The sequence below is a fragment of the Lactococcus sp. dk101 genome, assembly GCF_009601055.1.
Taxonomy (GTDB): Bacteria; Bacillota; Bacilli; order Lactobacillales; family Streptococcaceae; genus Lactococcus.
The window spans coordinates 26,751-53,237 of the sequence record NZ_WITI01000007.1 but is presented as its reverse complement, the minus strand read 5'-3'; the positions used below and the strand labels follow the sequence as shown (position 1 = coordinate 53,237).

At 38.1% G+C, this 26,487-nt stretch carries 31 protein-coding genes and 2 pseudogenes; 27 read left to right on the top strand and 6 right to left on the bottom strand.

Annotation, left to right across the window (positions count from 1 at the left end):
* Window positions 1-250: 250 nt before the first annotated feature.
* From GHI45_RS06800 to GHI45_RS06700, 21 genes and pseudogenes are all read left to right on the top strand, one after another.
* Window positions 251-430, top strand: coding sequence for a hypothetical protein (locus tag GHI45_RS06800; RefSeq protein ID WP_147780053.1), 180 nt, complete (start codon window positions 251-253; stop codon window positions 428-430).
* 78 nt (window positions 431-508) lie between these two features.
* Window positions 509-895 carry a hypothetical protein gene (locus tag GHI45_RS06795; RefSeq protein ID WP_147780054.1) on the top strand — a complete coding sequence of 129 codons (387 nt, stop codon included), beginning with the start codon at window positions 509-511 and terminating at the stop codon, window positions 893-895.
* A gap of 12 nt (window positions 896-907) precedes the next feature.
* Window positions 908-1,528 (top strand): hypothetical protein, encoded by a 621-nt coding sequence (locus GHI45_RS06790; RefSeq protein WP_147780055.1) that lies wholly within the window; start codon window positions 908-910, stop codon window positions 1,526-1,528.
* A complete protein-coding gene (locus GHI45_RS06785; protein ID WP_147780056.1) occupies window positions 1,525-1,797 on the top strand; it encodes a hypothetical protein in 273 nt (90 codons plus the stop codon). Before GHI45_RS06790 ends, GHI45_RS06785 begins: the two co-directional genes overlap by 4 nt.
* Before the next feature lie 5 nt (window positions 1,798-1,802).
* A pseudogene (locus GHI45_RS06780) lies at window positions 1,803-2,693 on the top strand (phage major capsid protein); the annotation flags it as partial.
* Between the two features lie 221 nt (window positions 2,694-2,914).
* Entirely contained in the window at window positions 2,915-3,253 is a 339-nt protein-coding gene (locus GHI45_RS06775; protein ID WP_147780058.1) for a hypothetical protein, read from the top strand.
* Window positions 3,254-3,949: 696 nt separating this feature from the next.
* Entirely contained in the window at window positions 3,950-4,243 is a 294-nt protein-coding gene (locus GHI45_RS06770; protein WP_147780059.1) for a sigma factor-like helix-turn-helix DNA-binding protein, read from the top strand.
* 78 nt (window positions 4,244-4,321) lie between these two features.
* Window positions 4,322-4,546, top strand: coding sequence for a hypothetical protein (locus GHI45_RS06765; RefSeq protein WP_147780060.1), 225 nt, complete (start codon window positions 4,322-4,324; stop codon window positions 4,544-4,546).
* A 151-nt stretch (window positions 4,547-4,697) separates the two neighbouring features.
* Window positions 4,698-5,015 (top strand): sigma factor-like helix-turn-helix DNA-binding protein, encoded by a 318-nt coding sequence (locus GHI45_RS06760; RefSeq protein ID WP_147780061.1) that lies wholly within the window; start codon window positions 4,698-4,700, stop codon window positions 5,013-5,015.
* 284 nt (window positions 5,016-5,299) lie between these two features.
* The gene (ung, locus tag GHI45_RS06755) at window positions 5,300-5,962 is read left to right on the top strand and encodes a uracil-DNA glycosylase (RefSeq protein ID WP_147780062.1); all 663 of its coding nucleotides are present in this window, start codon (window positions 5,300-5,302) and stop codon (window positions 5,960-5,962) included.
* Window positions 5,963-6,043: 81 nt separating this feature from the next.
* Complete coding sequence (locus GHI45_RS06750; RefSeq protein ID WP_147780063.1) at window positions 6,044-6,319, top strand: hypothetical protein; 276 nt, start codon at window positions 6,044-6,046, stop codon at window positions 6,317-6,319.
* 49 nt (window positions 6,320-6,368) lie between these two features.
* A complete protein-coding gene (locus GHI45_RS06745) occupies window positions 6,369-6,587 on the top strand; it encodes a hypothetical protein (RefSeq protein WP_147780064.1) in 219 nt (72 codons plus the stop codon).
* A 98-nt stretch (window positions 6,588-6,685) separates the two neighbouring features.
* On the top strand, window positions 6,686-6,898 hold the full coding sequence (locus tag GHI45_RS06740) for a hypothetical protein (protein WP_147780065.1): 213 nt from the start codon (window positions 6,686-6,688) through the stop codon (window positions 6,896-6,898).
* A gap of 97 nt (window positions 6,899-6,995) precedes the next feature.
* Complete coding sequence (locus GHI45_RS06735; RefSeq protein WP_147780066.1) at window positions 6,996-7,193, top strand: hypothetical protein; 198 nt, start codon at window positions 6,996-6,998, stop codon at window positions 7,191-7,193.
* A gap of 128 nt (window positions 7,194-7,321) precedes the next feature.
* Window positions 7,322-7,597, top strand: a complete 276-nt coding sequence (locus GHI45_RS06730) for a hypothetical protein (protein WP_147780067.1) — start codon at window positions 7,322-7,324, stop codon at window positions 7,595-7,597.
* 194 nt (window positions 7,598-7,791) lie between these two features.
* Window positions 7,792-8,154 carry a hypothetical protein gene (locus tag GHI45_RS06725; protein WP_147780068.1) on the top strand — a complete coding sequence of 121 codons (363 nt, stop codon included), beginning with the start codon at window positions 7,792-7,794 and terminating at the stop codon, window positions 8,152-8,154.
* An 89-nt stretch (window positions 8,155-8,243) separates the two neighbouring features.
* Complete coding sequence (locus GHI45_RS06720) at window positions 8,244-9,230, top strand: adenosine deaminase (RefSeq protein WP_147780069.1); 987 nt, start codon at window positions 8,244-8,246, stop codon at window positions 9,228-9,230.
* 97 nt (window positions 9,231-9,327) lie between these two features.
* Window positions 9,328-9,504: a 30S ribosomal protein S21 gene (gene rpsU, locus GHI45_RS06715; RefSeq protein ID WP_003134539.1), complete on the top strand. Its 177-nt coding sequence runs from the start codon at window positions 9,328-9,330 to the stop codon at window positions 9,502-9,504.
* A 192-nt stretch (window positions 9,505-9,696) separates the two neighbouring features.
* Window positions 9,697-10,893: a phosphoglycerate kinase gene (gene pgk, locus GHI45_RS06710; RefSeq protein WP_147780070.1), complete on the top strand. Its 1,197-nt coding sequence runs from the start codon at window positions 9,697-9,699 to the stop codon at window positions 10,891-10,893.
* Window positions 10,894-11,132: 239 nt separating this feature from the next.
* Entirely contained in the window at window positions 11,133-11,408 is a 276-nt protein-coding gene (locus GHI45_RS06705; protein WP_147780071.1) for a bacteriocin immunity protein, read from the top strand.
* Between the two features lie 49 nt (window positions 11,409-11,457).
* Complete coding sequence (locus GHI45_RS06700; RefSeq protein WP_147780072.1) at window positions 11,458-12,630, top strand: class I SAM-dependent rRNA methyltransferase; 1,173 nt, start codon at window positions 11,458-11,460, stop codon at window positions 12,628-12,630.
* Window positions 12,631-12,805: 175 nt separating this feature from the next.
* Here GHI45_RS06700 and GHI45_RS06695 read toward each other — a convergent pair whose 3' ends face one another.
* On the bottom strand, window positions 12,806-14,023 hold the full coding sequence (locus tag GHI45_RS06695; RefSeq protein ID WP_147780073.1) for an amidohydrolase: 1,218 nt from the start codon (window positions 14,021-14,023) through the stop codon (window positions 12,806-12,808).
* A 33-nt stretch (window positions 14,024-14,056) separates the two neighbouring features.
* Entirely contained in the window at window positions 14,057-15,439 is a 1,383-nt protein-coding gene (locus tag GHI45_RS06690) for an MFS transporter (RefSeq protein WP_147780112.1), read from the bottom strand.
* A 309-nt stretch (window positions 15,440-15,748) separates the two neighbouring features.
* Here GHI45_RS06690 and GHI45_RS06685 point away from each other — a divergent pair, with 309 nt between their 5' ends.
* Window positions 15,749-16,669 (top strand): LysR family transcriptional regulator, encoded by a 921-nt coding sequence (locus tag GHI45_RS06685; RefSeq protein ID WP_147780074.1) that lies wholly within the window; start codon window positions 15,749-15,751, stop codon window positions 16,667-16,669.
* A 79-nt stretch (window positions 16,670-16,748) separates the two neighbouring features.
* Here GHI45_RS06685 and GHI45_RS06680 read toward each other — a convergent pair whose 3' ends face one another.
* The 3 genes from GHI45_RS06680 to GHI45_RS06675 all read right to left on the bottom strand — a co-directional run bounded on the left by GHI45_RS06680 (window position 16,749) and on the right by GHI45_RS06675 (window position 18,718).
* A complete protein-coding gene (locus GHI45_RS06680) occupies window positions 16,749-17,246 on the bottom strand; it encodes an HAD family hydrolase (RefSeq protein WP_147780075.1) in 498 nt (165 codons plus the stop codon).
* Complete coding sequence (locus GHI45_RS11280; protein WP_194285093.1) at window positions 17,237-17,374, bottom strand: hypothetical protein; 138 nt, start codon at window positions 17,372-17,374, stop codon at window positions 17,237-17,239. The genes GHI45_RS06680 and GHI45_RS11280 overlap by 10 nt, the downstream gene beginning before the upstream one ends.
* 93 nt (window positions 17,375-17,467) lie before the next feature.
* Complete coding sequence (locus GHI45_RS06675; protein ID WP_147780076.1) at window positions 17,468-18,718, bottom strand: NAD(P)/FAD-dependent oxidoreductase; 1,251 nt, start codon at window positions 18,716-18,718, stop codon at window positions 17,468-17,470.
* Between the two features lie 97 nt (window positions 18,719-18,815).
* Here GHI45_RS06675 and GHI45_RS06670 point away from each other — a divergent pair.
* The 5 genes and pseudogenes from GHI45_RS06670 (at window position 18,816) to GHI45_RS06650 (ending at window position 24,472) form a co-directional block, all read left to right on the top strand.
* Window positions 18,816-19,590 (top strand): annotated as a pseudogene (locus GHI45_RS06670) (NAD(P)H-hydrate dehydratase).
* Window positions 19,591-19,664: 74 nt separating this feature from the next.
* Window positions 19,665-20,231, top strand: coding sequence for a hypothetical protein (locus tag GHI45_RS06665; protein WP_147780077.1), 567 nt, complete (start codon window positions 19,665-19,667; stop codon window positions 20,229-20,231).
* Window positions 20,232-20,294: 63 nt separating this feature from the next.
* Window positions 20,295-20,711, top strand: a complete 417-nt coding sequence (locus tag GHI45_RS06660) for a DUF1398 domain-containing protein (RefSeq protein WP_147780078.1) — start codon at window positions 20,295-20,297, stop codon at window positions 20,709-20,711.
* A gap of 126 nt (window positions 20,712-20,837) precedes the next feature.
* The gene (locus GHI45_RS06655; protein ID WP_147780079.1) at window positions 20,838-22,619 is read left to right on the top strand and encodes an ABC transporter ATP-binding protein; all 1,782 of its coding nucleotides are present in this window, start codon (window positions 20,838-20,840) and stop codon (window positions 22,617-22,619) included.
* Between the two features lie 2 nt (window positions 22,620-22,621).
* Window positions 22,622-24,472 carry an ABC transporter ATP-binding protein gene (locus GHI45_RS06650; RefSeq protein WP_370450753.1) on the top strand — a complete coding sequence of 617 codons (1,851 nt, stop codon included), beginning with the start codon at window positions 22,622-22,624 and terminating at the stop codon, window positions 24,470-24,472.
* A gap of 28 nt (window positions 24,473-24,500) precedes the next feature.
* On the opposite strand, the gene GHI45_RS06645 is transcribed toward GHI45_RS06650, so the two are convergent.
* Complete coding sequence (locus tag GHI45_RS06645; RefSeq protein WP_147780081.1) at window positions 24,501-26,363, bottom strand: glycine betaine ABC transporter substrate-binding protein; 1,863 nt, start codon at window positions 26,361-26,363, stop codon at window positions 24,501-24,503.
* Window positions 26,364-26,487 lie beyond the last annotated feature (124 nt).

Here is a 26,487-nt window from a genome sequence, read left to right as displayed (position 1 = left end):
TGAGGTAAAAAAAGAGCTTAATCCCTTGGTACTAAAGGAGTTAAGGAGGGTGCATTTATATTGCACCCCAAAAAGTAAATGCACCCCACGATTTTGAGGACGTACCTGGAGGTACACCCGTTGGTATTAAAGGAGGTAGGCGGAGGAGCATTTCAGATGCACCCCATTCAAAACTTACAAAAAGCATGGTAAAAATAGAAATTGACCGCAATATATCAACAGCATACTCATATTTTAGAAAGGCAAAAAAATGGAAGAATTTAAGAAAATCTATATAACAACAACTGGAGGGAATACTGCTCAACTTGCTTATACAGAGGAGCGGTGGAGAATTTTATCAGAAGTAATGGAAGATTATGATTTTAAGACTATTAAAATTGATAATTTTATATTTAGCATTCAAGAAATAACAACCATTCACAGACAATAAGGAGACTTAATGCAACAAAATAGAGCACCAACTTAACTGCTGGCAACGGATCACTAATATAAATAACAGGAGAAAATAATGACAAAAACAATTAAGCTCTATAAGCAGGAGCAAGCACCACAAACCAAAACAGTCGCAAGTCTTATCAATTCCATTCAAAGTACGCTACTCAATGCCTACGAGCTTTCAGGTGGCGATATGGACACGCTAACGGATATTATCTGTGATGAACTCTACCAACTGACTGCTCTGCTTGGAGTCAATGAGGAAGAGAATAGTGTAGGCTCAATTAAAGAGCATCTCAACGACCTACATGCTTACAATGACTCGATGTTTAATGGCGACCCTAATTATACCCCACGCTTTACCAGTGGCGAACCTATTGACGCTAAAGACCTTGCAGATGTGAACATCAACACGCTTTATAACATCGCTGAAACACTTGGCATTGAATTAGAAGATTAAAAGGAGAACACAATGAAATCACTTGAAGAAATCGAAACACTCTTAAACGAGAAAAACGTAGCACAGCAAGCAAAAATTAAAGACTTGGCTGATAAAGTAACTAAAGCCGAGAATAAACTTGAGCAAGGAAAATCAGCTATGGCTAAAGCTGAAGATGATGCAGATCTTGATAACTATAAGAAAGCTAAAGATGCTATCTGGTCAGCCAAAGCAGAAAAAGAAATGTACTCAAAACTGAAAAAGAAAGCCGAAGATAAAAAGGTATTCTCTGAAGCTGAATATAATGAAATCACTAAAAATATTCTTGCAAAAGCGGAAGAAATCAATGAATCCCAAATTAAAGAAATGATTGAGCCAGTCAAAGCCTTGAAAGACATTGCAGATGCATCTACTAAAATGCAAGTTAAGGGTCAAGAACTATTGGAACAACTTCAAAGCTTGAATAAGGCAGACCCCCTCACAATTACACCTGAAGGCAACAAAGTATATACTTCATTACCTTCATTGCGATTGCCAAGTACTGCCAAAGGTTATTATAATGCCACGATTGGCAACGGGGCACTTGCCAAAATTGCAGAGACTTATGAGGATAATTCGCCACGATTGGCGAAACGATTGGAGAATAACAAATGACAGAAACGATTGAAGATTTACAAGCACGAAACCAAGCACTTGAACATCAATTACTACAACAGAAAGTAGGACATCTTGCTGGACTACCTGATGACATTATCAGTCGTCTTAAGGGCGATGACGAGCGCAGTATGATGCAAGATGCTGAAATGCTTATTAACTGGTTTAAACCTAAAGCACCAGTCGCTCCACTCAAAAATGTGGAACAGCATCATAAAAAAGGAAATTCATACAATAACATTATCAATAAAATTACTAGAGGAGAATAAAATATATGGACACATTATCTAAAGGAACACTTTTTGACGCAGAGATTGTCAGCGATGTAATAAACGGTGTAAAAGGAAAAAGCTCGTTAATCAAACTATCAAAACAAAAACCAATCCCATTCAATGGACAGAAAGAATTCATCTTCACAATGGACTCTGAAATTGATATCGTTGCGGAAGGTGGAAAGATGACTGCTGGAGGCATCTCTTTAGAACCAGTAACAACCGTTCCAATCAAAGTCGAATACGGTGCACGAGTAACAGACGAGTTCATGCATGGCGCAGATGAATTCCAAATTGAAATCTTAGGAGGCTTTATAGAAGGTTTTGCTAGTAAACTTGCTAAAGGGATTGACCTCATGGCAATGCATGGAGTTAACCCACGAACTGGTACAGCTTCTGAAATCATTGGAAATAATAACTTTGATAGTAAAGCAACACAGACGATTGTCTATGATAGTACTAACCCTGACTCAAACATTAACGCAGCTATCGGACTCATTCAAGCTACAGATAAAGAAGTCAGTGGTGTGATCATGAGCCGAGAGTTCTCGACTGCTATGGCTAACATGCGAACGAGAGATGATAATAATGTTGAGAAGTTCCCAGAGCTTGCGTGGGGAGCTACACCAGCAACCCTCAACAATATGCCTATTGACATCAATAACACAGTAGCAAATGGAACTGATGACCTCGCTATCATTGGGGACTTTGGCAACATGTTCAAATGGGGATATGCAAAAGAAATGTCACTTGAGGTTATTGAATATGGAGACCCTGACAATAGTGGGCGAGACCTTGCAGGACATGGGCAAGTATATCTGCGAGCAGTCGCTTATGTTGGCTGGGCAATCATGGACGGAGATAGTTTCTCACGAGTGATTAAAGAGCCAGTAGCAAGCCCTGAAACAATTCAAGCAACATCACTTGATGTAACCAGTGAACCAGTTGAGACAGAGTCAGAGAGTGTATCAGATGACGTTGACATTGATGCCTTGACGATTGAACAGATTAAGCAAGAGCTTGATGCCTTTGGTGTAACCTATGATGCGAACGCAGATAAACAAACGCTATACGATTTGATGATGAGTGTCTAAGTTATTAGAGAGAGAATAAAATGACAGAAGAAAATAATATTTTAGATTTAAAAAGTATGCAGAAAAAAGCTGACGAAGATTTCCAAGATAAAGTAGATAAATCATGGGAGGGATTTCGAAAGCAACAAGAGCTGAAAAAGAATGAATCAAAGGAACTACAATCTTTATGGGGCGAGTCATTTAAGAATGAGATGGACCAAGCCCAACGTGAAAGAGATGCGAAGATAGAGGAAGAAAAAAATAAAGCAGTGCAAGCAGTCGAAGATAAATATGAAAGTCAAGGCGTGTTGTCTGACCGAACAAAGTCCAAGCATAAGTCTTATGCACGATTAGCTAAAGTCTTTGATGTAAATGATTGATGCTTAAAAATAAATAAAAAAAAATAATAAATAAAAAATAATTATTTTATTTTATAAGTGAGTACGGAGTTTGAAATATGGGGGTATCCCCCCCTCCCCCTCGGGCGCTTCGTCCTTCACGCCGTCACTGTACATATTTTTTCGTGGGCATGCGTTTAACAGGAGGAAATAACAAAAATTGAGAGCAAAAGAATGTCGTATTTGTGGTAAATCATTCTATCCGAAGACTGCAAACGCTTGTTATTGTAGCAAAGAATGCAGTAATGAGAAACGGAGAACAGAGCGGAAAGAATGGGAAACTAAGAATCCTGAATACATGAAGAACTATATGCGAGATTATCGTAATAAATAATAGCAACCCCTGTCAATTATGGCAGGGGATTTGTATGCTTAATTTTTCTACAAATCTATATCTGTTAAATTGACAGGAATGGTCTGTAGTTACAACTACATAGCTAAACCGACAATTTGTCGGGGATGATCCGTATTTTCTGCCACAACTGGCAGAGAGGGGAGTTTTACCTTCTCCCTAGTGGTCAGCGCTCAAATGCGCTCACATAAATCAAGATATTTGAGAAATGAATTTCATTTTTTGATATAATTTAACTATAAAATAAAAGACCCTTAATCGGGCATGTTATAATATAGTGCAGGAAGGGCGAGGAAACTTGTCTTTTTTGTTTCGCAGGAGGTAGTATGAAAGCTGTAGATTTGTATGTGAGTGCCTATTATAGAGGAGCACTCTATAAATTGCGTGATATGCTATTAAAACGAGGGCTAGAGGAGCAGGTAGAGAAAGCAAACAATATAATTGATTGTATTTCAGACTATCTTGAGACGTTGACAGAGGAAAAAAGAGATATTGTTAAAACTTACTTTAGCAGTTGTGTAACAGTTCAGGAGGTAGCCGAACAATACCACGTAAGCGTAGCGACTGTGAGGCGTTGTGTCTCTCCTCTTAACAAGCTATTTAAAGAAAAGGGCTTTTAATTCAATCGGCGGAATTGTCGGCCTATTTAATTCAATAGAATTTTATGAGATAATGTAAGAAAAAGCGGGAGGATATTAATGAAGTTTGAAGATTTTTTAGCAATAGCTCGTAAATCATTCCACGAAGAATGGAAGAATTTAACAGAAAATGAAGTTGCAGAATACCTCCAGAGTGAAATGGAATATATTAAAAGTGAGTATGATATGTATTCTGAAATGTTTGAACACGGAGAGATAAATATTACCCAGTTTAAAAATAGCGCATCAGGCGCAACTGGTGGTTGCCTAGCATTAATGTATTAAGTTCTTAGATTTCAAGCATCACACTTTCGATTTTGGTATAATAGAGTTATCAAATAACGCAGACGTGCGCTTTTGATAGCGTTAGTCGCGCGAGAAAAAATATACAGTGAGTGCCTCTTAAGCGAGGCATTTTCTTATATAAGGAGATAGCATGAAATTTGATTTTGTGATGAGATTATATCTGTCTGACTTTTATATTAAAATGATTGAACGAGATAAAAAGACAACCAAGCTAAAGAATATTGATAAAATTAAGCAGGTGCAGAAGGTCTGTAATGAGCATATAAAGCCCTTATCGACTGACAGCACACAAATGCTCAAGCTACGTTACATAAGCGGTCTAACACAGCGAGAAGTGGGTGAAATCTATCATATCAATGAGCGAACAGTGAGACAACGAACAAGCCCCACGATTAGAGCATTAAAATCTGAACTTTATGAAGTGCTGGGAGATGAGTTTAGTAGTTAGAAAAACATAGATACTGATGCAAGGATTGCTTGCACTAGCTTTTTAACATAATTAACCATTTTAGCTACGTTTTACCAAATATATGAGTCAAAATAAAAAGCCGTATATCTTAGATATACAGCCACTCGCCCGACAAAAATTTCACTACATCTAACTACGTTTTTAACTACGTTCGAAATGAAATCTATTGCTTTTCATTGATATTATATTTTTTAAAAATCGCTTAACAGTAAGGTTTGCGATGTCAGTTGACCACTATTGACGGTCAATGTTATAATGAAGGCATGAAAAAAACAGATTGGTCAGCTCCATTGCGGGAGCGATTGCCACAGGACTATTTTGAACGCATGCTTGACTTTATCAATACGACATACGCTCAAGAAGTCGCTATTTACCCACCTGAAGATAAGATTTTCCGTGCGCTTGAGCTGACAGCGCTTGAACAATGTAAGGTCGTTATCGTAGGACAAGATCCCTATCCTCAACCAGGAAAAGCGCAGGGCTTGAGCTTTTCTTATCCAGAAACATTTACAGTCAACAGACCAGATTCGATTGTCAATATCAAAAAAGAACTGTTGCAAGAAGGATTTTCAAAGACAGGCTCTGACTTGACGGAATGGGCAAGGCAAGGCGTCCTTTTGCTAAATGCAGTTTTGACGGTTCCTGAAAACCAGTCAAATGCGCACGCGGGTAAGATTTGGGAACCGCTGACAGATGAGATCATAAAGATTGCCAGTGCTGACAGTCGTCCGAAAGTCTTTATATTGTGGGGCGGATTTGCCCGAAAGAAAGCCGCTTTGATTGACTCAGAAAAACATCTGGTTTTGGAATCTGCACACCCATCGCCACTGTCGGCATCGAGAGGCTTTTTCGGTTGCAATCATTTTAAACAAGCGAACGAATTTTTGATAGAAAAGGGACAAACGCCGATTGATTGGACTAAGTAAACAGATGTTTGATGTTAAAAGCCAAGTAAACAGGAAGATGCTCTAATATTATTGGAGCACGAAAATCTTGAAGCGTATTAAATGGACGAGAAAGGATTGGTCGAGATGAAATACCCAAATACGAATGATGATTTGAATGATTTCATTGAATATGTCTCATTGGGAATGGATATCGAACTTGAATATAAAGATACAGGATACTGGATTGGTAGAATTGATGGAAAAATCATCCTTTCAGAATTTTATTCCAACCAAGATACTTTTTTTGATACCGTTGACGATTTACTCAATTATCAAATTGATGGAAAATCACTACGTGACATAGTAATTGCAAAAATCGAAGAATTAGCTGAATAGCAATCAGAATAACATTATTAAAAGAAAAAACTTGTAAGAGAAAGTCAGAATGATAGTATTTAAATTAATATCGAAAAATGGTAATACTTTAAACTTCGAAGTTCAAGACGATTTTGAGTTGTTTGATATATCCGTTGATTATGAAACTGGAGAAATAACCATGAAAGATAATATTTCTCAAAAAACTAAAAAATGGATTTACAAAGTATTTGGAGATATCAAACCTGAATCGAAATATCCGGATAGGTTTGTAATCGGCTGGAATTAAAAAATCGGATAAATCTAAGGGGCGAGAACTAAATTATTTTTCAAAAAACTCTGAAGAAATATATATTTTATCCCTATCAAAGATGGAGAGGGAAACTCATGGTTAGAGTTTTTGATTATGAAAAGTGGCAATTTAAGAAAATAAGGGTATTTCTCAACGATGGGACATCAACTGTTGGCGAACTTCTGTCTATTGACGATGTAGCTGACAATGATGTAGATGATGCATTGGTTCTTGATGTTGATGGCAATCCCAATATTGGACGTCCTATTTATCAGAAAGATATTAAAAGTATAGAATTAGCTGACTAACAATCAGAACAACATTATTAAAGCTCAGGATATTCACTATACAGCAGGTAAAAATCAGCCACTCACATCATACCAGGTAAGAATAGGGAGGGCTAACATGGAATTTGAAAAATATTTCGATAAAAAAGTTAAAATTGTTCTAACCGATAAAAAAACTTTTGTTGGTGTAGTCTATGATAAAACGTATGGAGAAGATGATGATTCTTTTGTAGATGGAATACTGATTGACTCAAGTGATGGGGCATTGATAGAACTGAAAGAAAACGAAATCCAATCTATCGAATCAGCTGACTAACCATCAAACACCACTATTAAATCTAAAGTTGTTCATTATACAGCAGATTGAAATCCTAAGAAGTATGAGATTATCTCCCATATTCAAGATTGGACGAATGAAAATCGAAATTAAAAGCAGGGTATTAAATGACAAAGAAAACTAAACTTGAAAAATTTGAACACTTAGAGTTCTCGATAAATACTGGTTATCCAACAGCATTTTGGTATAGCGGTTTGCTTTACACTATTGAGGAACTGAAAGATGGTCGGTATATTTGGGCTAATAAAACAGAGCATGATGATTGTCCTGCATTTGAAGAAAAGTTCAATGAAGTATCAGAAATATTCAGTTATGATTTTAGCGATGGAAAAACCTTAAAAGATATTTGGAAAGACATTGAGCCTTATAGTATGACATACTAATTTACTTAATAAGATTGTTGAAATGAGAAGCGAGCGCTTTTCATTTGGTAATGAGCGGGGGACAATGTACCTTGATTATCAGATTATAAGTCCAAGGGTGAAATATTTATCGGTCTCGTTCGTATGAGCATGCGCCGACTGCTCTGTAAAAACCAGCGAGTTCATAACTTGTAAAAGAAATGTAGGAGAATAAAATGAACAAAAGATTGGCTTTGCTGTATTGGTGCTTGGCTGTACCTTATCTCTTTTTGGACGCCTATTATCATTTTTACTGGTGGATAAATTTTGCCGTTTTGACTTTATTTATTTGGCTCATTATTATGATTTTGAAAAAATATCCAGATCAGGTTCGGTATAAACGCCATTTTTGGCACTATTTTTCCTTTTGGCTCGTTTTATTTTTTATTCTGAGCTATCCGCTAACGGCGATTTCGCCTTTGGCTTGGTGGCAAGACCCCATTTATAAAACCTTGTTCATGGGAAGTTGGGGCTATTGTTATTCCTATTTACCAAAAAGAAAAATGCCTAAGGTAGATGATGAAGATAAGCCCGCTTAAGATTTGAAATCTGAGGCAAAGCGTGTTATGATAGACAACAATCAATCGAAGATTGGTTGTTTTTTAATTCGAAAGGGCACTTGTAAACAATGGAAACAAAAACAGCAGTCGAACTTGAAAATCTCGCAGATTTGCACATGCATATTTCAGCTTCGGTAACACCAGAGATCCTCTGGGATTTGGCGCATGAGCAAGGCATGAAATTACCCATGCGAGATTATTTTGAATTCGCTAAGTCAGTCACAATCGACGGAAATGTCGGTTACGAAGAGTATCTCAAAATGTACGATTTACTCGAAGAAATCCAATCCACACCTGAAGCCATGTTCCGTTTGGCAGAGCAGGTTCCAACACATCTTTACCAACATGACAAAATTGATTTGGTTGAAATCCGTATGAACCCAATGTTGCGTTCACGGTCGGGTAAAATTGATTTGGATCATATCATTGTTTATACTCTACAAGGCTTGGAGCGTGCCAGTCTGAAATTTCCTCGTTTGAGAACAGGCTTGATTTTATCAATGGATCGTCGTTTTCCGCCAGATGTCAATAAAATCATCGTTGACAAGGCGATTAAATACAAAGACAGAGGTGTGATTGGGATTGATTTGGCTGGGCCTATCGATAAAAACTTTAGTTTTGAGCCGATTGAAGGTCTTGCCAAACGCATTCATGCAGAAGGTCTTGGCTTGACCATTCATACAGGCGAAGCTACGAACGCAGATGAGATGTGGGAAGTGGTGACCAAACTTAAGCCCAATCGAATAGGCCACGGGATTGCCTGCGTTCATGACGAAAATCTGATGGCTTATTTACGTGAACATCGCATCGTTCTTGAAACTTGCCCAACCTCAAATCTCAAAACGAAATCTGTCAAAGATTTGGACGAAATGAGATTTAATTATCAGACCTTGCTTGAGCATCGCGTTCCCTTTACCATCAACACTGACGGGCCAATCTTGCAAAAGACAACCCTCCCTAAAGAATATGAAATGTTGATTGAAAATCATATTTTGACGATGGATCAGGCACAAGCGGCTAATCAACTGGCACATGAGGTCAGTTTTATCAAATAAATGAAAAATAATAGTTGACAAAAACATCCATTTTTTGTTAAAATGTTCTTAGCGTGTTTTTTAACGCAAATTCAGAAACGGGAATGGGGTGAAATCAATGTCAAAAACTATCGTTCGTAAAAATGAATCACTTGACGACGCACTCCGTCGCTTCAAACGTTCAGTAACAAAAGCTGGAACTCTTCAAGAACTCCGCAAACGTGAACACTACGAAAAACCATCTGTAAAAGCGAAACGCAAATCAGAAGCAGCTCGTAAACGTAAAAAATTCTAATTGAAATTTTAAAAGAGATTGACGAAAGTCGGTCTCTTATTTTATTCATTTTTCAATCTTAATTTTTTTATTACTGGTACCGATTACATGATTAAAACGCAGAATTTCACAACAAAATGTGAGAATTTGTGATATAATTATCTTATCAAAAAGGGTTTTTACCCAACTAAAATCTTAAGGAGATTTACAAAAATGGCAAAATTGACTGTCAAAGATGTTGAACTCAAAGGCAAAAAAGTCCTTGTTCGTGTTGACTTTAATGTCCCAATCAAAGATGGTGTGATTACTAACGATAACCGTATCACTGCAGCTCTTCCAACAATCAAGTATATCCTTGAACAAGGCGGACGTGCAATTCTTTTCTCTCACCTCGGACGTGTGAAAGAAGAAGCTGACAAAGCAAGCAAAACACTTGCTCCTGTTGCTGCTGCATTGGCTACAAAACTTGGACAAGAAGTTACTTTTGTTCCAACAACTCGTGGAGCAGAACTTGAAACTGCTGTAAACGAACTTAAAGATGGCGAAATCTTGCTCGTTGAAAATACACGTTTCGAAGATATCGATGGTAAGAAAGAATCTAAAAACGATCCTGAACTTGGTAAATACTGGGCTTCACTCGGAGATGGTATCTTCGTAAATGACGCTTTCGGTACTGCTCACCGTGCTCACGCTTCAAACGTTGGTATCTCTGCAAACGTTGAAAAAGCTGTTGCTGGTTTCCTTCTTGAAAACGAAATTGCTTATATCCAAGAAGCAGTTGAAGCTCCAGAACGTCCATTCGTAGCAATCCTTGGTGGTTCTAAAGTTTCTGACAAGATTGGTGTTATCGAAAACTTGCTTGCCAAAGCTGATAAAGTTATTATCGGTGGTGGTATGGCTTACACATTCTTGAAAGCTCAAGGTTACGAAATCGGAACTTCACTTGTTGAAGATGACAAAATCGAACTTGCTAAAGGTCTTCTTGAAAAAGCTGACGGAAAACTTATCTTGCCAGTTGACCACAAAGTAGCAAACGCATTTGCTGATTATACTGAAGTTAAAGAAACTGCAGACCAAAACATCCCTGCTGGTTTCATGGGACTTGACGTTGCAACAAAAACAATCGCTGACTACTCAACTCAACTTGAAGGTGCTAAAACAGTCGTTTGGAATGGCCCAGTTGGTGTCTTTGAAAACCCAGACTTCCAAGCAGGTACAGTTGGTTTGATGGAAGCTATCGTTAAACAACCAGGTGTTAAATCAATCATCGGTGGTGGAGATTCAGCAGCTGCTGCAATCAACCTTGGTTACGCAGACAAATTCTCATGGATTTCTACTGGTGGTGGAGCATCTATGGAACTCTTGGAAGGTAAAGTTCTTCCAGGTCTTGCTGCATTGACTGAAAAATAAAATCGGTCTTGACGCTTCAGCGTTTAGAGCGATGAACGCAGTTTTTATACAATAAAAACTACGTACTTTATTGAAAAATGGACTCTGTCAGTACTGACAGAGTTTTTTTGTTGATTTTAAGACTTCGACGTACTGAATAGTACAAAGATGATAGAAAAAAATACTCGTTTTTGGGAATAATCTAGAAAGCCAATTTTTCCATGTTATAATGATTTTAATAAATCAATGGAGGTTTTGTCATGGAAAAATGGACAGAAAAAGAAGTTTTGAGCCGTGTTTATACACTTGTTTTGGACGAAACAATTTCGCAAGGCGAACGTGAAATTTTGCTGGCAACAAAAAGACGACTGGAAACAGACAAAGAAAATGGTCGTGCGATTTTTGGACTGGAGCGTGATTTGTCCTTTTACTCGGTCAATCGCACACTTAGCAAATCGGTATCAGAATTTTTGACCTTGCTGATGGAGCAGTATGCACCTAGTTTTGCGACTTCTTATGGAGAAGCAAAAAATTAAAATTTTTGCTCCCATGCAAAATGCTACAAAGTCATGGTATAATGATTTTATGAATAAAATCACTGTAAAAGCACAAGCCGCAAAACGTTTGAGCAAGGGCTACCCTTTGCTTGTCTTGGAAGATTTAGTGTCGCAACTTCCTGAAGACAGTTTTGTTGAGCTTGTTGATCAAAAGCAAAAAACGCTCGGCACTGCCTATTTATCAAAGCAAAATAAGGGGATTGGTTGGCTTCTTAGCAGTTCAAAAACAACAATCAATCAAGCATTTTACGAAAGTAAATTTTTGGAAGCTAAAAATTTACGGCTCTCATTTTTTGATGATCAACTGACAACCGCATTTCGTTTGTTTAATGGCGAAGGTGATGGTCTTGGCGGCGTAACCGTTGATTTTTATGCTGATTATGTCGTCTTTTCATGGTACAATGCTTTCATTTATGAACAAAGATTAGAAATTCTGGCGGCATTTTCTCATGTTTATCCAGAAATCTGTGGAATTTATGAGAAAATGAGATTTGCTCATGCTGATAAAATCGAAAGCCGTTTTGTCAGCGGACAGGAAGCACCAGAACCCCTGATTGTACTTGAAAATGGCGTGAAATATGCCAGTTATCTTAATGAAGGCTTGATGACAGGCATTTTCCTTGATCAAAAAAATGTTCGTGGAATTTTGGCGGACGGCCTTTCAGCTGGAAAAACCATGCTCAATATGTTTAGTTATACGGGAGCATTTTCTGTCGCAAGTGCATTTGGCGGCAGTATTCAAACGACTTCGGTTGATTTGGCAAAACGAAGCCTTGAGAAAACCCGCCAACAATTTGAGGTCAATCAAATCGATCCAGATACTCAAAAAATCTACGTGATGGACACCTTTGCTTATTTTAATTATGCTAAAAAGAAGCAGTTGACCTATGATTTGATTGTGCTTGACCCACCAAGTTTTGCTCGAAACGGAAAACATACTTTTTCGGTGGCAAAAAATTATGGCGAATTAGTTGAACAATCCATTGATATATTAGAAAAAGATGGCATTTTGATTTGCTCAACCAATGCTGCCAACATCAATGCTACCAAATTTGAACAGATGGTTACCAAAGCCCTAGTTGATAAGGCTGTCAGCTTTGACATCTTCCAAAAAGAGCAACTCCCCGCAGATTTCCATGTGTCTAGAGCCTTCCCTGACGGAAATTATTTAAAAGTATTGTTCGTTAAGATTAAAAAATAATCAAGAAATATGAAAACCACAGCAATGCGCTGTGGTTTTTCATGTTGTAGGAAGTTCATTGATCAAAAAAGACAAGAATTAAATCTTGTCTTTTTGATTGCTTTTGATGATAATCAAATGCGATATTCATTTAAAATTTGTCTGAATTAAAAGCATAACTTACCAAGGAAATTGTTTAATCATTTCCGAGAAATGCAAGAACAGCAGTAATTGCAGCTTGAGTTCCAGTTGTCAGTGTTGGCTGTAAAGCTGGAACAAATTTTGGACTATGGTTTGGATAAGCCACTTGATCTTTTGTAAATCCGCCAAAGCCCCAGTAGAAATAAGGAATTCCCCAGGCATCTGGAAGATATGAGAAATCTTCAGAAGCGGTCATAGGTTTGTAGTCAACTACTCTGTCTTCACCCAAATTAGTTTTAAATGCTTGGGTTACTTTAGCCGTAGTTTCTTCATAATTTTTAGTCAAAGGATAGTTGTCATAAACTTCTATTGTTGGTTCTTCTGTACAATTACCAGCTTGACACTCTGAAAGAGCAATTCGCTTAATAGCGCTAATGAGATGTTCTTTTACATCTTCACTATATGCTCTAATATTAAGTTCTAGTGTAGCGTCATCAGGAATAATATTTGCTTTAAGCCCAGATTGGAAGGAACCTACAGTGACGACAGCAAAATCAAAAGGATTGACTTCACGAGACACAATAGTTTGAAGCTTCATAACGATAGACGAACCAATCACAACGGGATCAATACTCAAGTGAGGCATAGAACCGTGTGCTCCCTTGCCTTTAATGTGGATTTTAATTGAAGCAGCAGTAGATAAGAATGGCCCTGCTGTTGTTCCTACTTTTCCAGACTCGGGTTCATTCAATACATGTTGAGACAAAGCAACATCTGGCTTTGGAATTTTATTTATAAGATCGTCTTTGAGCATTGATTTTGCACCAGCAGCGATTTCTTCACCAGGTTGGAAGAGGGCAATATATGTTCCATGCCATTCTGACAGGTGGCTTGATAGCATTTTTGCTGCCCCTAATCCAGCAGTGATATGAAAGTCGTGCCCGCATGCATGCATGACTGGAAGAAGATGACCTTCTAAATCAGTCATTTCAACAGTAGAAGCGTAAGGAACATCGGAGTCTTCTTTTACAGGAAGAGCATCAATATCCGCTCTAAAAAGAACTTTAGGTCCTTCTCCGTTTTCTAGAATTCCAACAATTCCACCGCCAATTTTTTTCACAGTGAAATTACATTGTTTTAAAATGTTCTCAATTTTAGAAGTCGTTTCTACCTCTTGCATTGAAAGTTCGGGATGTTTGTGAAAGTCTTTGTACAACTCTTCTTGCCAACCTTTTATTTCTTCAAGGTCGCTTAAAACCGATTGAATACTCATTTTCTTTTCCTTTCTTTAAAACTATGATTATAATTATTTCATTTTTGAGTTTTTAGGAATGATAAACATAATTGAAATGATAGCAAGAATGCCAAAAATAATGTTCACTCCTAGACCCAAAAATGCTGCAGTAGATACTTTGTCTGCTCCTACTGAACTGAAAACGGCCAAAGAAATGGCAACTCCGATGGCGCCTCCTAAAGAGCTAGCCATTTTATAAATCCCAGATGCTGAACCAACTTTTTCATCAGATACATTGGAAATAGCAGTATCGGTTGAAGGAGTCGCGTAGATACCGAGTCCAATACCGAAAATAGAATAACCAATAAAGACAAGCACGAGATAAAGTGGGCCTTGAACATTAACAAAAGTCATCAAGATAATACCGATTAGAGTGGCAGAAGCCCCCAACACCATTGGTTTACGAGCACCCATTTTTTGAAGTAATTTTTCACCAATTCTGATTGTAATTAAGATACAAACGAGATAGCCAAGAGACATTTCACCAGCGACAGCAGATGACAAGCCACGACCAATTTGCATATAAGTGTTAATTACAATAAGTGTTCCAGCAACCGCGTTTAATAAAAAGTTAGAAATGGTTGCTCCAAGGTAGAAACGATTTTTAAAGAGATTGAAATCCATGAAACTATTTGATTTGTTTTTTTTTGTAAAATAGAACAAAACTAATCCAACAATTACGACAGCGAACAGAGTGAGCGTGCGAGAACTTTGTAGACCGTATTGTTGTGCTGAAGAAATTCCGAGATTTAAAGCCAACATACTAATGATGAATAAGATAAGGCCAAAGAAGTCAAATTTTACTTTTTCAACAACAACTTTACTTTCAGGTGTTCCCATAATAAGAATAAAACTGATGACTGAAACAATAATTGAGAATATGAAAACATAACGCCAACCCAATGTACTAGCAATGGCTCCACCGAAGAATGAACATAAACCAGAACCTCCCCAAGAACCAATAGACCAATAGCTAACCGCACGTTGACGCTCTGCCCCATCATAATAAGTCTTTACTAAAGCCATTGTGGCAGGCATAATAAATGCAGCAGCGACTCCTTGAAGAATACGTCCTGCTATAAAGAGAGGAGCACTTTGAGCAATAATAAGTAAAATAGAACCGATAATGTTGATGACAAGACCAGCTAAACTAAATTTAACTCGGCCCAATCTATCAGCTAAACCACCAGTGAGTACGATAAATAAACCAGAAAATAAAGCCGTGATTGAAACACCAATCCCCATAGCTCCTGAAGTCATTCCTAAGCTTTTTTGAATTGCTGGTTCCATATTAAGTACGGATTGAGCAAATAACCAAAATGATAAAACTGCTAGGATAATACCTATTAATAATTTCGCATCTCCTTTATAAGTTGATGCATTTGTATCTTTCAACAATTTTAATAAACCTCCAATAATATTTAAATAGAACGCTAATACAATAATTATTCATTCAATTAAATTATATAAAATAAGTCTCAAGAATAAAAAGACTTTTTTTTGAAGGATTTTATAACTCTTTGGTTATTAAAGCGAGTTTTGGATGGGATAATTTATGTTATAATGAGTATAAAAGAACTTATTTATATAGATGATAACGGTTAATTGACTTGATGGAAATTCCCCTTTATATCTTATATTATAACCTAATTTTTATTGATTTATAACTTTTTTATTATTATTAGATGTCTTAATGGGGGAAACATGGAAACAATAGACAAAATTTCATATATAGAAACAATAGAACGTTGTCAGAACATAACAAAAGCTTCAAAAGAACTCTTTGTTTCTCAGCCCTATCTCAGTAAGTTAATAAAACAATTAGAAGAAGAAATGGGAATTCAAATATTCAATCATAGCCACCACAAAGCTTATCTAACTTATTCAGGGAAACGCTACCTTTGGTATCTAAAGGAAATCAGTTCTTTAGAAAATAAGATGAAGCACGAGCTCTATTTGTTAAAAACAAATCAAAGAGGGGAAGTTTCTTTAGGTATTAATTCGGCTTTAGCCTCGACCTTTCTATCAAAAGTATTACCAGAATTTCATAAACAATCACCAGGTATAGATATCGTTTTAAATGAACAAAATCAAAATATTTCTGAAAGAATGATTATAAGTGGTGAAATGGAACTTGCCTTAGGAATGGCACCACTTTTATATGAACAAAATCTTACATATTCTAGTATCTTTAAGGAAGAACTTTATTTACTTGTCCCCGAAATAAGCCCTTTGTTTGATCCGAGCAAAAATAAGTCAATAGCAAAATACAGTGGGGAACTTTCTTTAGTCAAGGAACAGCCGATTATTCTTACACCACTTGACTATGGTATTGGTAAAAATGTTGCTAGATTTTTTGCAAAAAATAATTTGAATATCAATCCGCTTATCACTACTAGTACAGTACTTACGGCAGTTAACTTAACAATGTCGGGGATGGGAGTAACTTTTATACCAAAAATATTGGTCGATCGTTATATTTCAGATGAAAAATGTGTTGTTTATAGTTTGGATAAAAATGAACTAGTCGCTGACTATATTTTAATCTTCAAAAAAGATTACAGTTTGAGTGAGCTATCCATAAAACTGTACACTTCATTTTTAAATATCTTAAATCAAAGTTGATTTGAAAATAGCAAAGATCATGCTTAATATAAAAGACTTTTCATTATTTTGAAAAGTCTTTTTACAAGTCGTGTTGATATTATTTTTTATTAAATATGTTTAAGATATCTGAAATAGAACTAATCTCAAAATCAGCTTGATAAGCATTAGAAAGTGGCTTTTGAAGTCCTCCAAGTCCTTGTTTTATCCAAATTGTTTGAAATCCTAATTTTTTGGCTGGAAAAATATCATTGTCTAGACGGTCACCAATCATTACAGCATTTTGTGGAATGGCTTCACTTTTTTCTAATGCAAGTTTAAAAATTTTTTCATCTGGTTTGGCAACACCGGCTTCACTAGATGAAACGATAACATCAAAATACTCCGAAATGCCCCAACCTTCAAGTCGTTCTTTTGCACCGCTAGATTGGTTTGCAATGAGTCCAATTTTATAATTTTTATGAAGCTGTGATAAAATTTTTTCAACTTCTGGATACAAGATTTCAAATTGACTTGGATAAGCAATAATTTCACTTAAACCGTATTGATTAAAAACAGTTAAGAAGGGAGATTGATAAGCTTTAGAGGCTACAACCATTTGATTATAAAAACTGTCAAAGCTGACAAAAATATCGTTTTTTTCAAGGAGCTGAATGGCAGTTCGTATTCTTTTTTGATGACAAGGGTGTATCCCAAGTCAAAGAATAACCATTCGATATTGTTCATTGTTAATGCCTTCTTAAAAATTAGATTTTCCTGAGAAAATCCATTGTTTTTGATTTCCACTATTTTACTTCAACCAAGAAAAATTTTCCTACATCAATATCCTTGCGCAGCATGTTTCCCAGCAACAGCACCTGTGACGAAGGCGCAGGTGATATTGTAGCCACCCGTGTAGCCGTTGATGTCGAGGAGTTCTCCAGTCATGTAAAGTCCTTGTGTGAGCTTACTTTCAAGGCTTTGAGGCGTGATTTCGCTGAGTTTGACACCACCGCCAGTAACAAAGGATTTTTCGATAGGAAAAGTGCTATCAACAGTAATTTTGAAAGCTTTCAAAAGGCTAATCAACTGGTCGATTTGCTTGTCGTTGAGCTGTTTAACTGGCATGTCGGCATCAATCTGAGCCTGCTCGAGCATGAAAAGCAAAACGCGTTCTTGTGTCAGAGCTGACAGTGCATTTTTTACCGCTTTATTTGAGTTTGTCAGAGCTGACAGCTCGTTTTTGAGCTGTCCATTTGATTTTTCAGGGAATAAATCAAGCTGAACGATAACGTTTTTCTCACCTTTTCCTAATAATTTGTTAACAAAGCTAGAACATCTCAGTGCAGCAGGGCCAGATATTCCAAAATGAGTAAAAAGCAAGTCATGTTGATGCTTAACGACAGTTTTTCCTTTTGGATTTAAGACAGATAATTCGACTTCGCGCAGGCTAATACCTTGCAAGGTTTTCTCTCGGATAAAGTTTTCATGAGAAATCAAAGCAGATTCGGTTGCATAAAGTGGCGTAATGGTGTGGCCGGCAGCTTTTGCAAAGCGATAACCGTCGCCAGTTGAACCTGTTGAAGGATATGTTTTGCCACCGGTTGACAAAATCACGGCAGGTGCAAAATAGCTGTCATTTTCAGTCTGAACACCAGAAATGGCACCATTTTCAATGATTAAATCCGTTACAGTCGTTTGGGGATAATAATGAACGCCCAGGCTCAAACACTTGTTAAACAAAGCGGCGACAATGGTTTTTGACTTGTCAGTTGTCGGAAAAAGTCGGCCGTGGTCTTCCTCTTTGAGTGGCACATCATTGTTTTCAAAGAAAGAAATGATATCTTGATTAGAAAATTGTGAAAATGCACTGTACAAAAAACGGCCATTTCCTGGAACATTAGAAATAATCTCATCAACAGAGCGACTATTGGTCACATTACAGCGTCCGCCACCAGTCATCAAGAGTTTTTTTCCAACTTTTTTATTTTTGTCAATTAAGGCAACAGATTTGCCAGTTTCAGCAGCAGAAACGGCTGCCATCATTCCTGAAGGCCCACTGCCTACGACGATTACATCAAATTTATTCATGATAAAATTATAACATCTTTAGAACAAACATTCCCAAAAACAAGCTGTTTTTCGGAAAATTGAATTCAGGAGCTGTGGATTTTGATATAATTAAATCATGATTGAACTAAATGATGATATTTTAAGGCGTGTGATTAAAAAACGGCGGGCGCATTCTCATAAATCGGATTATGGGAAGCTTTTGCTGGTAGGCGGAAATGAACAATTTGGTGGTGCCATTATTTTGGCTGCTTCTGCAGCGGTGTATGCAGGAAGTGGCTTGACAACGGTCGCTTGCGATCTGCACAATCGCTCAGCACTTCATGCTCGCTTACCGGAAGCAATGGTGATTGACGCTCATTCGGACTTGAAGGCAGCTGTTTTGGCAGCAGACGTGGTTGTGATTGGTTGTGGACTAGGTTTATCTGAGGAAAGCCTAGAAATTTTTAAGGAAATTCTTAAGCAAATCACAGAAAATCAATTTCTTGTGATTGATGGCTCAGCCATCAGTCTTTTCGCAAGGTATGGGCTTGAACTTCCATTTCCAGAACGAACGGTCTTTACGCCTCATGAGATGGAACTTCAACGCTTGTCAGGACTTGAGATTGGTGGTCAAAATGAAGCAGCTGTTCAAGCATTTGCCAATCAAATCGGCTTATCTGTTGACTGTTGGCACGCCAGCTCAAGCAACGGGCGGAATGGGCGATACGCTGGCAGGTCTCATCGGTGCATTTATCGGACAATTTTCTAGTACTTTGCCAGAAGCAGTTGCTGCGGCAGTTTATCTTCATTCTGCAATCGCGCACCAACTGGCACAGGATGCCTATGTTGTTTTGCCAAGTCAAATCATTTCAGAAATTCCAAAATGGATGAAAAGGCATGAAGAAGCGTAATTCTGTTTGATTTGAGACTTTTTTGATAAAATACCTGTACGGGATGAATTTGTTCACGGAAGAAATGGAGAAAAATGAATTCACGACAGAACAAAACAAAGAAAAAATCACATGTGATGAGAAAAGTACTTATCACCATCGTTTCAATCATTGTCCTACTGGCAATTGTCGCTGGTGTCGGACTGATGATTGAGCGAAACATTGTCAAAAATGAAACGAATAAATTGGTACAATCCATCAAAACAGAAGCATCGAGTTCAAGTGCAGTAGCTTCAAGCTCCAGCACATCATCCGCTGGAACGGCTTCGTCAACGGGACAAGCTGTTGCAGCCAAAACGCCTGAACAAGTCGCAGAAAAAATGAATAGCTATGCGGCTACCATTAAAGCTAAAGCTGGTGCTTATGTTGATAGCGCAGTGGCGACAGTAAGTGGCTCAACGGTGACTTATACCATCAAATCAAGCAAGCTGAATAGTTTGACTGCCAATGCATTGGTTGCAGCAAATGGCGACTCTATTCAGTCTCTTGCCGACCAAGCCCTTACGTCCATGTCTGAAAGTGGGACAGAAAATCCAAAAGTTGTCATCAATTTGACAAACGGCTCAGGAAACATTGTCAAAAGCTTAACTTACACCAAATAAAAGCCTGTCAGCACTGACAGATGATTTCATGAAAATAAAATAAGAAAAGAGTTCAAGTAAAAAATGAAAAGCATTGATTTAATTCAAACTGCAATGAAGAAAGCTGAAAAGATACGGCCAAAAGTTGGCGGATTTCCTTATTTGTCAGCTTGTCTGCATGAAGTAGGCGTGACAAAAAACGAATGGATTTTGCCTGCTGGGCAAAGCACTTATTGGACATCGGAAGGCGTCTTGACCATGTTAAATCAAGGTTTAATCAGTCAACCCACTGACGTTCCAAGCTTTGATGAAGCAGAATTAAAACGGATTTTGAAAATTGACCAAAATGGAGAAAGCAGTTTTCCAGAATTCCTAATGGGCTGCTGGAAGGCCGGAATTGTTCGCTATGTGGTTGATTTTGAAGTACGAAAAGTTTCATATTATGGAACAAATGATGAAGTTTATGCTGAAAGCTACCCTGAAATCAATGTAAATTTATAATAAAACTGTCAGCTTTGACAGTTTTTTTCTTGGGATTTTTTTTAGAAAAAGTGCTATAATGTCAAATGCTATTAAAGATAGATATGAAACTACACAATATAGTTTGAGGTTTCTAAAGAAGGTAAAATGTTAAATATTGGACGTCATTATTTACAGCCTTGGCCGGTATTCTGGGCGCTGTTTTTCTTGGTTATTCAAGTGATGACAAATCTATGGTTGCCCAGTATCACAGCTGACATTATCAATAAAGGCATTGCGCAGCAAGAAATGTCTTACATCTGGAAGATGGGAGCGGTCATGCTTCTCATTGCTCTCGCCAGTTGGATTTCTGCATTGGTAAATGTTTATTTTGCATCAAAACAATCGCAACGTTTGGGAAGAAATTTACGGCAGGACGTTTTTAAGAAAGTCATGCTAATGGACGACTTGTCCTTTGCCGATTTTGGTGATTCGACTTTGATTACACGAACGACAAATGATGTGACACAGTTGCAAAACGTCTTTCAAACCATGCTGCGAATGATGCTAATGGCACCGATGATGTTGATTGGTTCGATTTTTATGGCATGGCATTTGAGCCAAAATCTGATGCTTGTTTTTGCAGTCAGTTTACCTTTGTTGACTCTTGCAGTAGTCATCAATATGGCAATTGCCATTCCTCGTTTTCGTGTCATGCAAACGCTGGTTGATAAAATCAATCTGGTTTTTCAGCAAGGATTGACAGGTGTTCGTGTCATTCGTGCTTTCAATCGAGATGATTTTGAGCAGGAAAAATTCGATGCAGCCAATCGAGATCTGACACAGACCAGTCGGATTGTCTTGACGACTGTTGCAATGCTTATGCCAATTATGACTGTTATCTTATCGTTTACGAATTTGGGAATCGTTTGGTTTGGAGCTAAATTGATTGGACAAGGAATGATGCCCATGGGGAACTTAGTCGCATTCTTGACTTATGCCAGCCAAATTTTGATGAGTTTCATGCAGTTATCAGCTGTGGCAGTGATGGTTCCTCGTGCGCAGGTTTCTGCGATTCGTGTATGCGAAGTGCTGGGTAGAGAAGAAAAAATGTCAAACCCAGGCGCATTGCCCAAAAATGAAATAAGCGCAACTGGCTCGGCATTGGCCTTTGAACAGGTTACTTACAAATTTGATCAAGCGGAACGACTAGCGCTGTCAGCACTGACATTTGAGGTTGAAGCCGGTCAAACGCTAGCAATTATTGGAGGAACGGGGGCAGGTAAAACAACGCTCGTCCAATTGATGGGACGCTTTATGGATGTGACAACTGGGCGCATTTTGCTGAATGGAGTAGATATTCGTCAGTTGACTCTTCATGAACTTTATGACCGAATATCGATTGCTCAGCAAAAAGCAGTTTTGTTTTCAGGAACGGTCCAGTCTAACCTCTATTTTGGTAAACCGGATGCTACTGATGAGGAAATGTGGCAAGCCCTTGAAATTGCTCAAGCAGCCGATTTCGTTCGTCAACAGGGAGGCTTGAAAATGTCTGTTGAACAAAATGGAGCCAATTTTTCGGGAGGTCAACGGCAACGCCTGTCTATCGCACGAAGTTTGATTAAGCCTGCACAAATTTATCTCTTTGATGACTCATTTTCGGCCCTTGATTTTGCGACAGATGCAAAATTACGGCAAGCCATTTCTGCTTCGAAAGCCCACCAAAATGCGATTAAAATTATTATGGCACAACGTATTGCTACAGTCATGAATGCTGACAAGATTTTAGTTTTAGAAAATGGACAGGTCAGCGGTTTTGGTAGTCATGCTGAATTGTCCAAAACTTGCCTTCATTATCAAGAAATATTGCGTTCACAACTTTCTGACCAAGACTTGCAAAAAATGGGACTTGACAGCCCAGATAGAGTGTTGAAAGGAGGGCAAAACTGATGATGAGAAATGGTGGTAACTATCTCAATCGATCTGGCAATGGTGCAGCTTCAAGGTGGGGGAAAAAGGCAAAAAGAGCTGAAAACTTCTGGCCAACGCTCATTCGCTTGTTTAAATATATGCGTCGTGATTTCTGGGGGGTTATTTTTTCACTAATTATTGCGAGTATATCAGTCATTTTATCCGTTCAGGCGCCAAAAATACTCGGGAATGCGACGACTGTCGTATTTGATGGCATCATCAGTGCTTACAAAACACATCAGGGCATTCGAATTGATATGGCGAAAGTCGCTTCGATTTTGTCAGTGGTGGCAGTCATTTATGTGATTAGTTTTGTGTCAGGTGTCTTGCAGCAAAGCATTATGACACGTATTTCACAGCGGACGGTCTATGCTTTGAGGCGCGAATTTAAAGAAAAAATGCGGAAATTGCCAGTTTCATATTATGATGGTCACAATAATGGAGACATCATGAGTCGTATGATTAATGATATGGACAATATTTCGGGGACGCTCAATCAAACACTCATTCAATTGGTCACCTCTGTTTTACAGTTTGTTGGAACCATTTATTTTATGTTGACGATTAGTTGGCAACTGGCTTTGGTTGCCTTTGTAACAGTACCATTGGCTTTTATGACGGTACGTATTGTAGCGCCTCTTTCACAGCGTTTCTTTGCCGAACAACAACGCCATCTTGGCCTCCTTAACAATCAAATTGAGGAAAATTATGCAGGACATTCAATTATTAAAACGTTTAACCATGAAGAAGAGATGCTAGCACGTTTTAAGCAGAAAAATGAAGAATTCTATCAGGCAGCATGGAAAGCACAGGTGGTTTCAACATTGATATATCCAACCATGCGCTTTATCAATAATTTGGATTATCTGGCGATGGCTGTTGTCGGAGGCTTAAAAGTCATCTCTGGCACAATCAATCTTGGAGATGTTCAAGCCATGCTCCAATATACCAATCAATTTTCGCAGCCTATCACGAATATTTCTAACATGCTAAATACCATTCAAGCAACGGTGGCCTCAGCGGAACGTATTTTTGATTTGCTCGATGAAGAAGAAATGCCACTCTTTCCAGAAGAGGCTTCTGTCAGTACTGACAAAGGGACTTCAGACCTTATTCGCTTTGACAAATTAGCTTTTCAATATTTGCCATCGCAACCGCTGATGCAAGATTTTTCGCTGGCAGTAAAATCAGGAGAAATGATTGCTATTGTAGGGACAACAGGTGCGGGAAAAACAACCCTAATCAATTTATTAGAGCGCTTTTATGAGCCAAGTTCAGGACACATATTTTTGGATGGGCAAAACATTCAAAGTTTCTCAAGAGAAAAATTGCGTTCAAAAATGGCGATGGTCTTGCAGGAAACCTGGCTTTTTAGTGGGAGTATTCGTGATAATCTCCGCTATGGCAGACTTGACGCGACAGATGAAGAACTTGTCAGTGCTGCCAAAATGGCATTCGCAGATGAATTTATTCAAACATTGCCACAAGGTTATGACACTTTGCTTAATGAAGAGGCCAGCAATATTTCACAAGGTCAGCGACAACTTTTGACGATTGCTCGGGCTTTTGTCGCCAATCCTGAAATTTTGATTTTGGATGAAGCAACCAGCTCGGTTGACACACGGACAGAGAAGCACATTCAAGAAGCGATGAATCGGCTTTTGATTGGGCGAACCAGTTTCGTCGTGGCTCATCGATTGTCAACCATTCGTGAGGCAGATCAAATCATTGTCATGAATCAAGGAAATATCGTTGAAAAGGGAAATCATGAAAAATTCCTTTCTCAAAGTGGACTGTATGCTCATCTTTATAATTCTCAGTTTGCAAAATAAAAAACTTATCCTTAGATAAGTTTTTTATTTAAATCAAATGATGTTTGACCAAGAAATCATGAGCCACTGTGGCTGCGGATTTTTGTTCGACATTGACTTGATAGTTCATTTCAATCATCTCTTGGTCTGTGATTTTGCCAGCCAACTGGTTCAAGATTGTCTCTAACTGTGGATATTTTTTGAGTAATTTTTCAGACATCAAGGGTGCTGCTTGATAAGGTGGGAAAAGTTTTTTATCATCTTTTAAGACTTTCAAGTTGTATTGCTTGATCTGGCTGTCTGTCGAATAAACTTGAGCAATCTGAACAGCATTGCTGTTTAAAGCGCTATAAATCAGGCTGGTCTGCATGGTTTTAACATTGAAATTCAAGCCATATTTACTTTGAAGTCCCAAATAACCATCTTTTCGATTGGCAAATTCGAGGTCAAATCCTGCAAGTGGGTGATTGAGCGTGCTCAAATCAGAAATGTTTTCCAGTTGATTTTCCTTTGCAGTGCTTGATTTGACAGCCAGTGCATAGGTATCTTGAAAGGCCATTGGTTTTAGATAAATGAAATCGTCCAATTTTTTGATGTCATCGCGTGCATTTTCATAGACGGTCCCAGGATTGGTTGATGTGGTCGTTTTCTTTGAAAATGTGGTCAAAATGGTACCTGTATATTCAGGATAAAGGTCGATTTTGTCAGTTTTTAGCGCATTGTAACAAAAAGTTGTATCGCCAAAATTGGACTTCAAATTGACACGAATATCACTTTTTTTCTCAATCAATTCTTTGTACATATTGATAATGATGGTCGGCTCAGAACCAAGTTTGCCACCAATCGTGATTTCAGGGTGTGTGCTTGATTGAGGTTGATAATAAGAACCAGCCAAAAGTATTAAACCAATGAAAAAGCTCATCAAAATCGTGCGAAGTTTGGCTTTTTCCAGCCAATGTAAAAGCGTTGAGAACAAAATGGCAAGAATGGCTGATGAAATGGCACCAATGAGAATGAGGCTAATGTCATTTGAGTTAATACCAAGAATAATAAAATTACCAAGACCACCTGCACCAATGAGTGCTGCAAGCGTAGCTGTTCCGATAATCATGACAGCACTGGTTCGGATACCCGCAATGATAAATGGCATGGCGAGCGCCAGTTCAAACTTCATCAAACGCTCACGTCGGTTCATACCAAATGCAGTCGCAGCCTCAATCAAAGACGGATTGATTTGTTGCAGTCCCGTATAAGTATTTTGGATAATCGGAAACAAACCATAAACGACCAATGCGACGATAGCAGGTGGTGCACCAATTCCGAGAAAAGGAATGAGCAAGCCAAGCAATGCCAAAGATGGAATGGTCTGAAAAATGCCTGTGATTTGCAGTTGTTTACGTGAAATCGGATCCAGCGCTGAAAAAGGTTCGTCCATCAAAATAATTTTTGGATTGGCCGCAATGGCCCGCAAAATACCAATTCTTTGAGCCTCACCACCAGAGAGTTCGTGTGGATAACGCATGAGATATTTTTCGGCAGACAATCCAACCAAAGGCAGAAGTTCCTCGACGCGCGCTTTGATTTTGTCAGCTTTCCAGCCTTTCATTTGTGGGATAAGTCCGACATTTTCAAGAATTGTCATATTTGGAAAAAGGGCAATATCTTGTAAAACATAGCCAATCTGAAGGCGAAGCTCGCGCAAATCCATCTCCCTAATGTCTTGCCCATCAATCTCAATGTGACCAGATGTCGGCTCAATCAGCCGATTAATCATCTTGAGCAGGGTTGTTTTTCCACCACCACTACTGCCGGCAAGCACGAAAAATTCCCGACTTTCAATCTGAAAATTGACCTCGGATAAAACGGCCTGATTTTGATATTCTTTTCGTATTTCTCTAAATGTAATTGTCATACTCAAATTTTATCATTATTTTGCCATTTTGGGCAGTACAATTTGATAAAAATAATCTGCTGTTTTACAGTTCAAAACTGTGCTATAATTATCATTACAAAAGGTCATTTTCAATTTTTGGAAA

What these genes read in the sequence shown, in the direction of transcription:
- GHI45_RS06800 (WP_147780053.1), top strand. Translation starts at nt 251, where the DNA reads ATGGAAGAATTTAAGAAAATCTATATAACAACAACTGGAGGGAATACT.
- GHI45_RS06795 (WP_147780054.1), top strand. Translation starts at nt 509, where the DNA reads ATGACAAAAACAATTAAGCTCTATAAGCAGGAGCAAGCACCACAAACC.
- GHI45_RS06790 (WP_147780055.1), top strand. Translation starts at nt 908, where the DNA reads ATGAAATCACTTGAAGAAATCGAAACACTCTTAAACGAGAAAAACGTA.
- GHI45_RS06785 (WP_147780056.1), top strand. Translation starts at nt 1,525, where the DNA reads ATGACAGAAACGATTGAAGATTTACAAGCACGAAACCAAGCACTTGAA.
- GHI45_RS06775 (WP_147780058.1), top strand. Translation starts at nt 2,915, where the DNA reads ATGACAGAAGAAAATAATATTTTAGATTTAAAAAGTATGCAGAAAAAA.
- GHI45_RS06770 (WP_147780059.1), top strand. Translation starts at nt 3,950, where the DNA reads ATGAAAGCTGTAGATTTGTATGTGAGTGCCTATTATAGAGGAGCACTC.
- GHI45_RS06765 (WP_147780060.1), top strand. Translation starts at nt 4,322, where the DNA reads ATGAAGTTTGAAGATTTTTTAGCAATAGCTCGTAAATCATTCCACGAA.
- GHI45_RS06760 (WP_147780061.1), top strand. Translation starts at nt 4,698, where the DNA reads ATGAAATTTGATTTTGTGATGAGATTATATCTGTCTGACTTTTATATT.
- ung (WP_147780062.1), top strand. Translation starts at nt 5,300, where the DNA reads ATGAAAAAAACAGATTGGTCAGCTCCATTGCGGGAGCGATTGCCACAG.
- GHI45_RS06750 (WP_147780063.1), top strand. Translation starts at nt 6,044, where the DNA reads ATGGACGAGAAAGGATTGGTCGAGATGAAATACCCAAATACGAATGAT.
- GHI45_RS06745 (WP_147780064.1), top strand. Translation starts at nt 6,369, where the DNA reads ATGATAGTATTTAAATTAATATCGAAAAATGGTAATACTTTAAACTTC.
- GHI45_RS06740 (WP_147780065.1), top strand. Translation starts at nt 6,686, where the DNA reads ATGGTTAGAGTTTTTGATTATGAAAAGTGGCAATTTAAGAAAATAAGG.
- GHI45_RS06735 (WP_147780066.1), top strand. Translation starts at nt 6,996, where the DNA reads ATGGAATTTGAAAAATATTTCGATAAAAAAGTTAAAATTGTTCTAACC.
- GHI45_RS06730 (WP_147780067.1), top strand. Translation starts at nt 7,322, where the DNA reads ATGACAAAGAAAACTAAACTTGAAAAATTTGAACACTTAGAGTTCTCG.
- GHI45_RS06725 (WP_147780068.1), top strand. Translation starts at nt 7,792, where the DNA reads ATGAACAAAAGATTGGCTTTGCTGTATTGGTGCTTGGCTGTACCTTAT.
- GHI45_RS06720 (WP_147780069.1), top strand. Translation starts at nt 8,244, where the DNA reads ATGGAAACAAAAACAGCAGTCGAACTTGAAAATCTCGCAGATTTGCAC.
- rpsU (WP_003134539.1), top strand. Translation starts at nt 9,328, where the DNA reads ATGTCAAAAACTATCGTTCGTAAAAATGAATCACTTGACGACGCACTC.
- pgk (WP_147780070.1), top strand. Translation starts at nt 9,697, where the DNA reads ATGGCAAAATTGACTGTCAAAGATGTTGAACTCAAAGGCAAAAAAGTC.
- GHI45_RS06705 (WP_147780071.1), top strand. Translation starts at nt 11,133, where the DNA reads ATGGAAAAATGGACAGAAAAAGAAGTTTTGAGCCGTGTTTATACACTT.
- GHI45_RS06700 (WP_147780072.1), top strand. Translation starts at nt 11,458, where the DNA reads ATGAATAAAATCACTGTAAAAGCACAAGCCGCAAAACGTTTGAGCAAG.
- GHI45_RS06695 (WP_147780073.1), bottom strand. Translation starts at nt 14,023, where the DNA reads ATGAGTATTCAATCGGTTTTAAGCGACCTTGAAGAAATAAAAGGTTGG.
- GHI45_RS06685 (WP_147780074.1), top strand. Translation starts at nt 15,749, where the DNA reads ATGGAAACAATAGACAAAATTTCATATATAGAAACAATAGAACGTTGT.
- GHI45_RS06680 (WP_147780075.1), bottom strand. Translation starts at nt 17,246, where the DNA reads ATGGTTGTAGCCTCTAAAGCTTATCAATCTCCCTTCTTAACTGTTTTT.
- GHI45_RS11280 (WP_194285093.1), bottom strand. Translation starts at nt 17,374, where the DNA reads ATGAACAATATCGAATGGTTATTCTTTGACTTGGGATACACCCTTGTC.
- GHI45_RS06675 (WP_147780076.1), bottom strand. Translation starts at nt 18,718, where the DNA reads ATGAATAAATTTGATGTAATCGTCGTAGGCAGTGGGCCTTCAGGAATG.
- GHI45_RS06665 (WP_147780077.1), top strand. Translation starts at nt 19,665, where the DNA reads ATGAATTCACGACAGAACAAAACAAAGAAAAAATCACATGTGATGAGA.
- GHI45_RS06660 (WP_147780078.1), top strand. Translation starts at nt 20,295, where the DNA reads ATGAAAAGCATTGATTTAATTCAAACTGCAATGAAGAAAGCTGAAAAG.
- GHI45_RS06655 (WP_147780079.1), top strand. Translation starts at nt 20,838, where the DNA reads ATGTTAAATATTGGACGTCATTATTTACAGCCTTGGCCGGTATTCTGG.
- GHI45_RS06650 (WP_370450753.1), top strand. Translation starts at nt 22,622, where the DNA reads ATGAGAAATGGTGGTAACTATCTCAATCGATCTGGCAATGGTGCAGCT.
- GHI45_RS06645 (WP_147780081.1), bottom strand. Translation starts at nt 26,363, where the DNA reads ATGACAATTACATTTAGAGAAATACGAAAAGAATATCAAAATCAGGCC.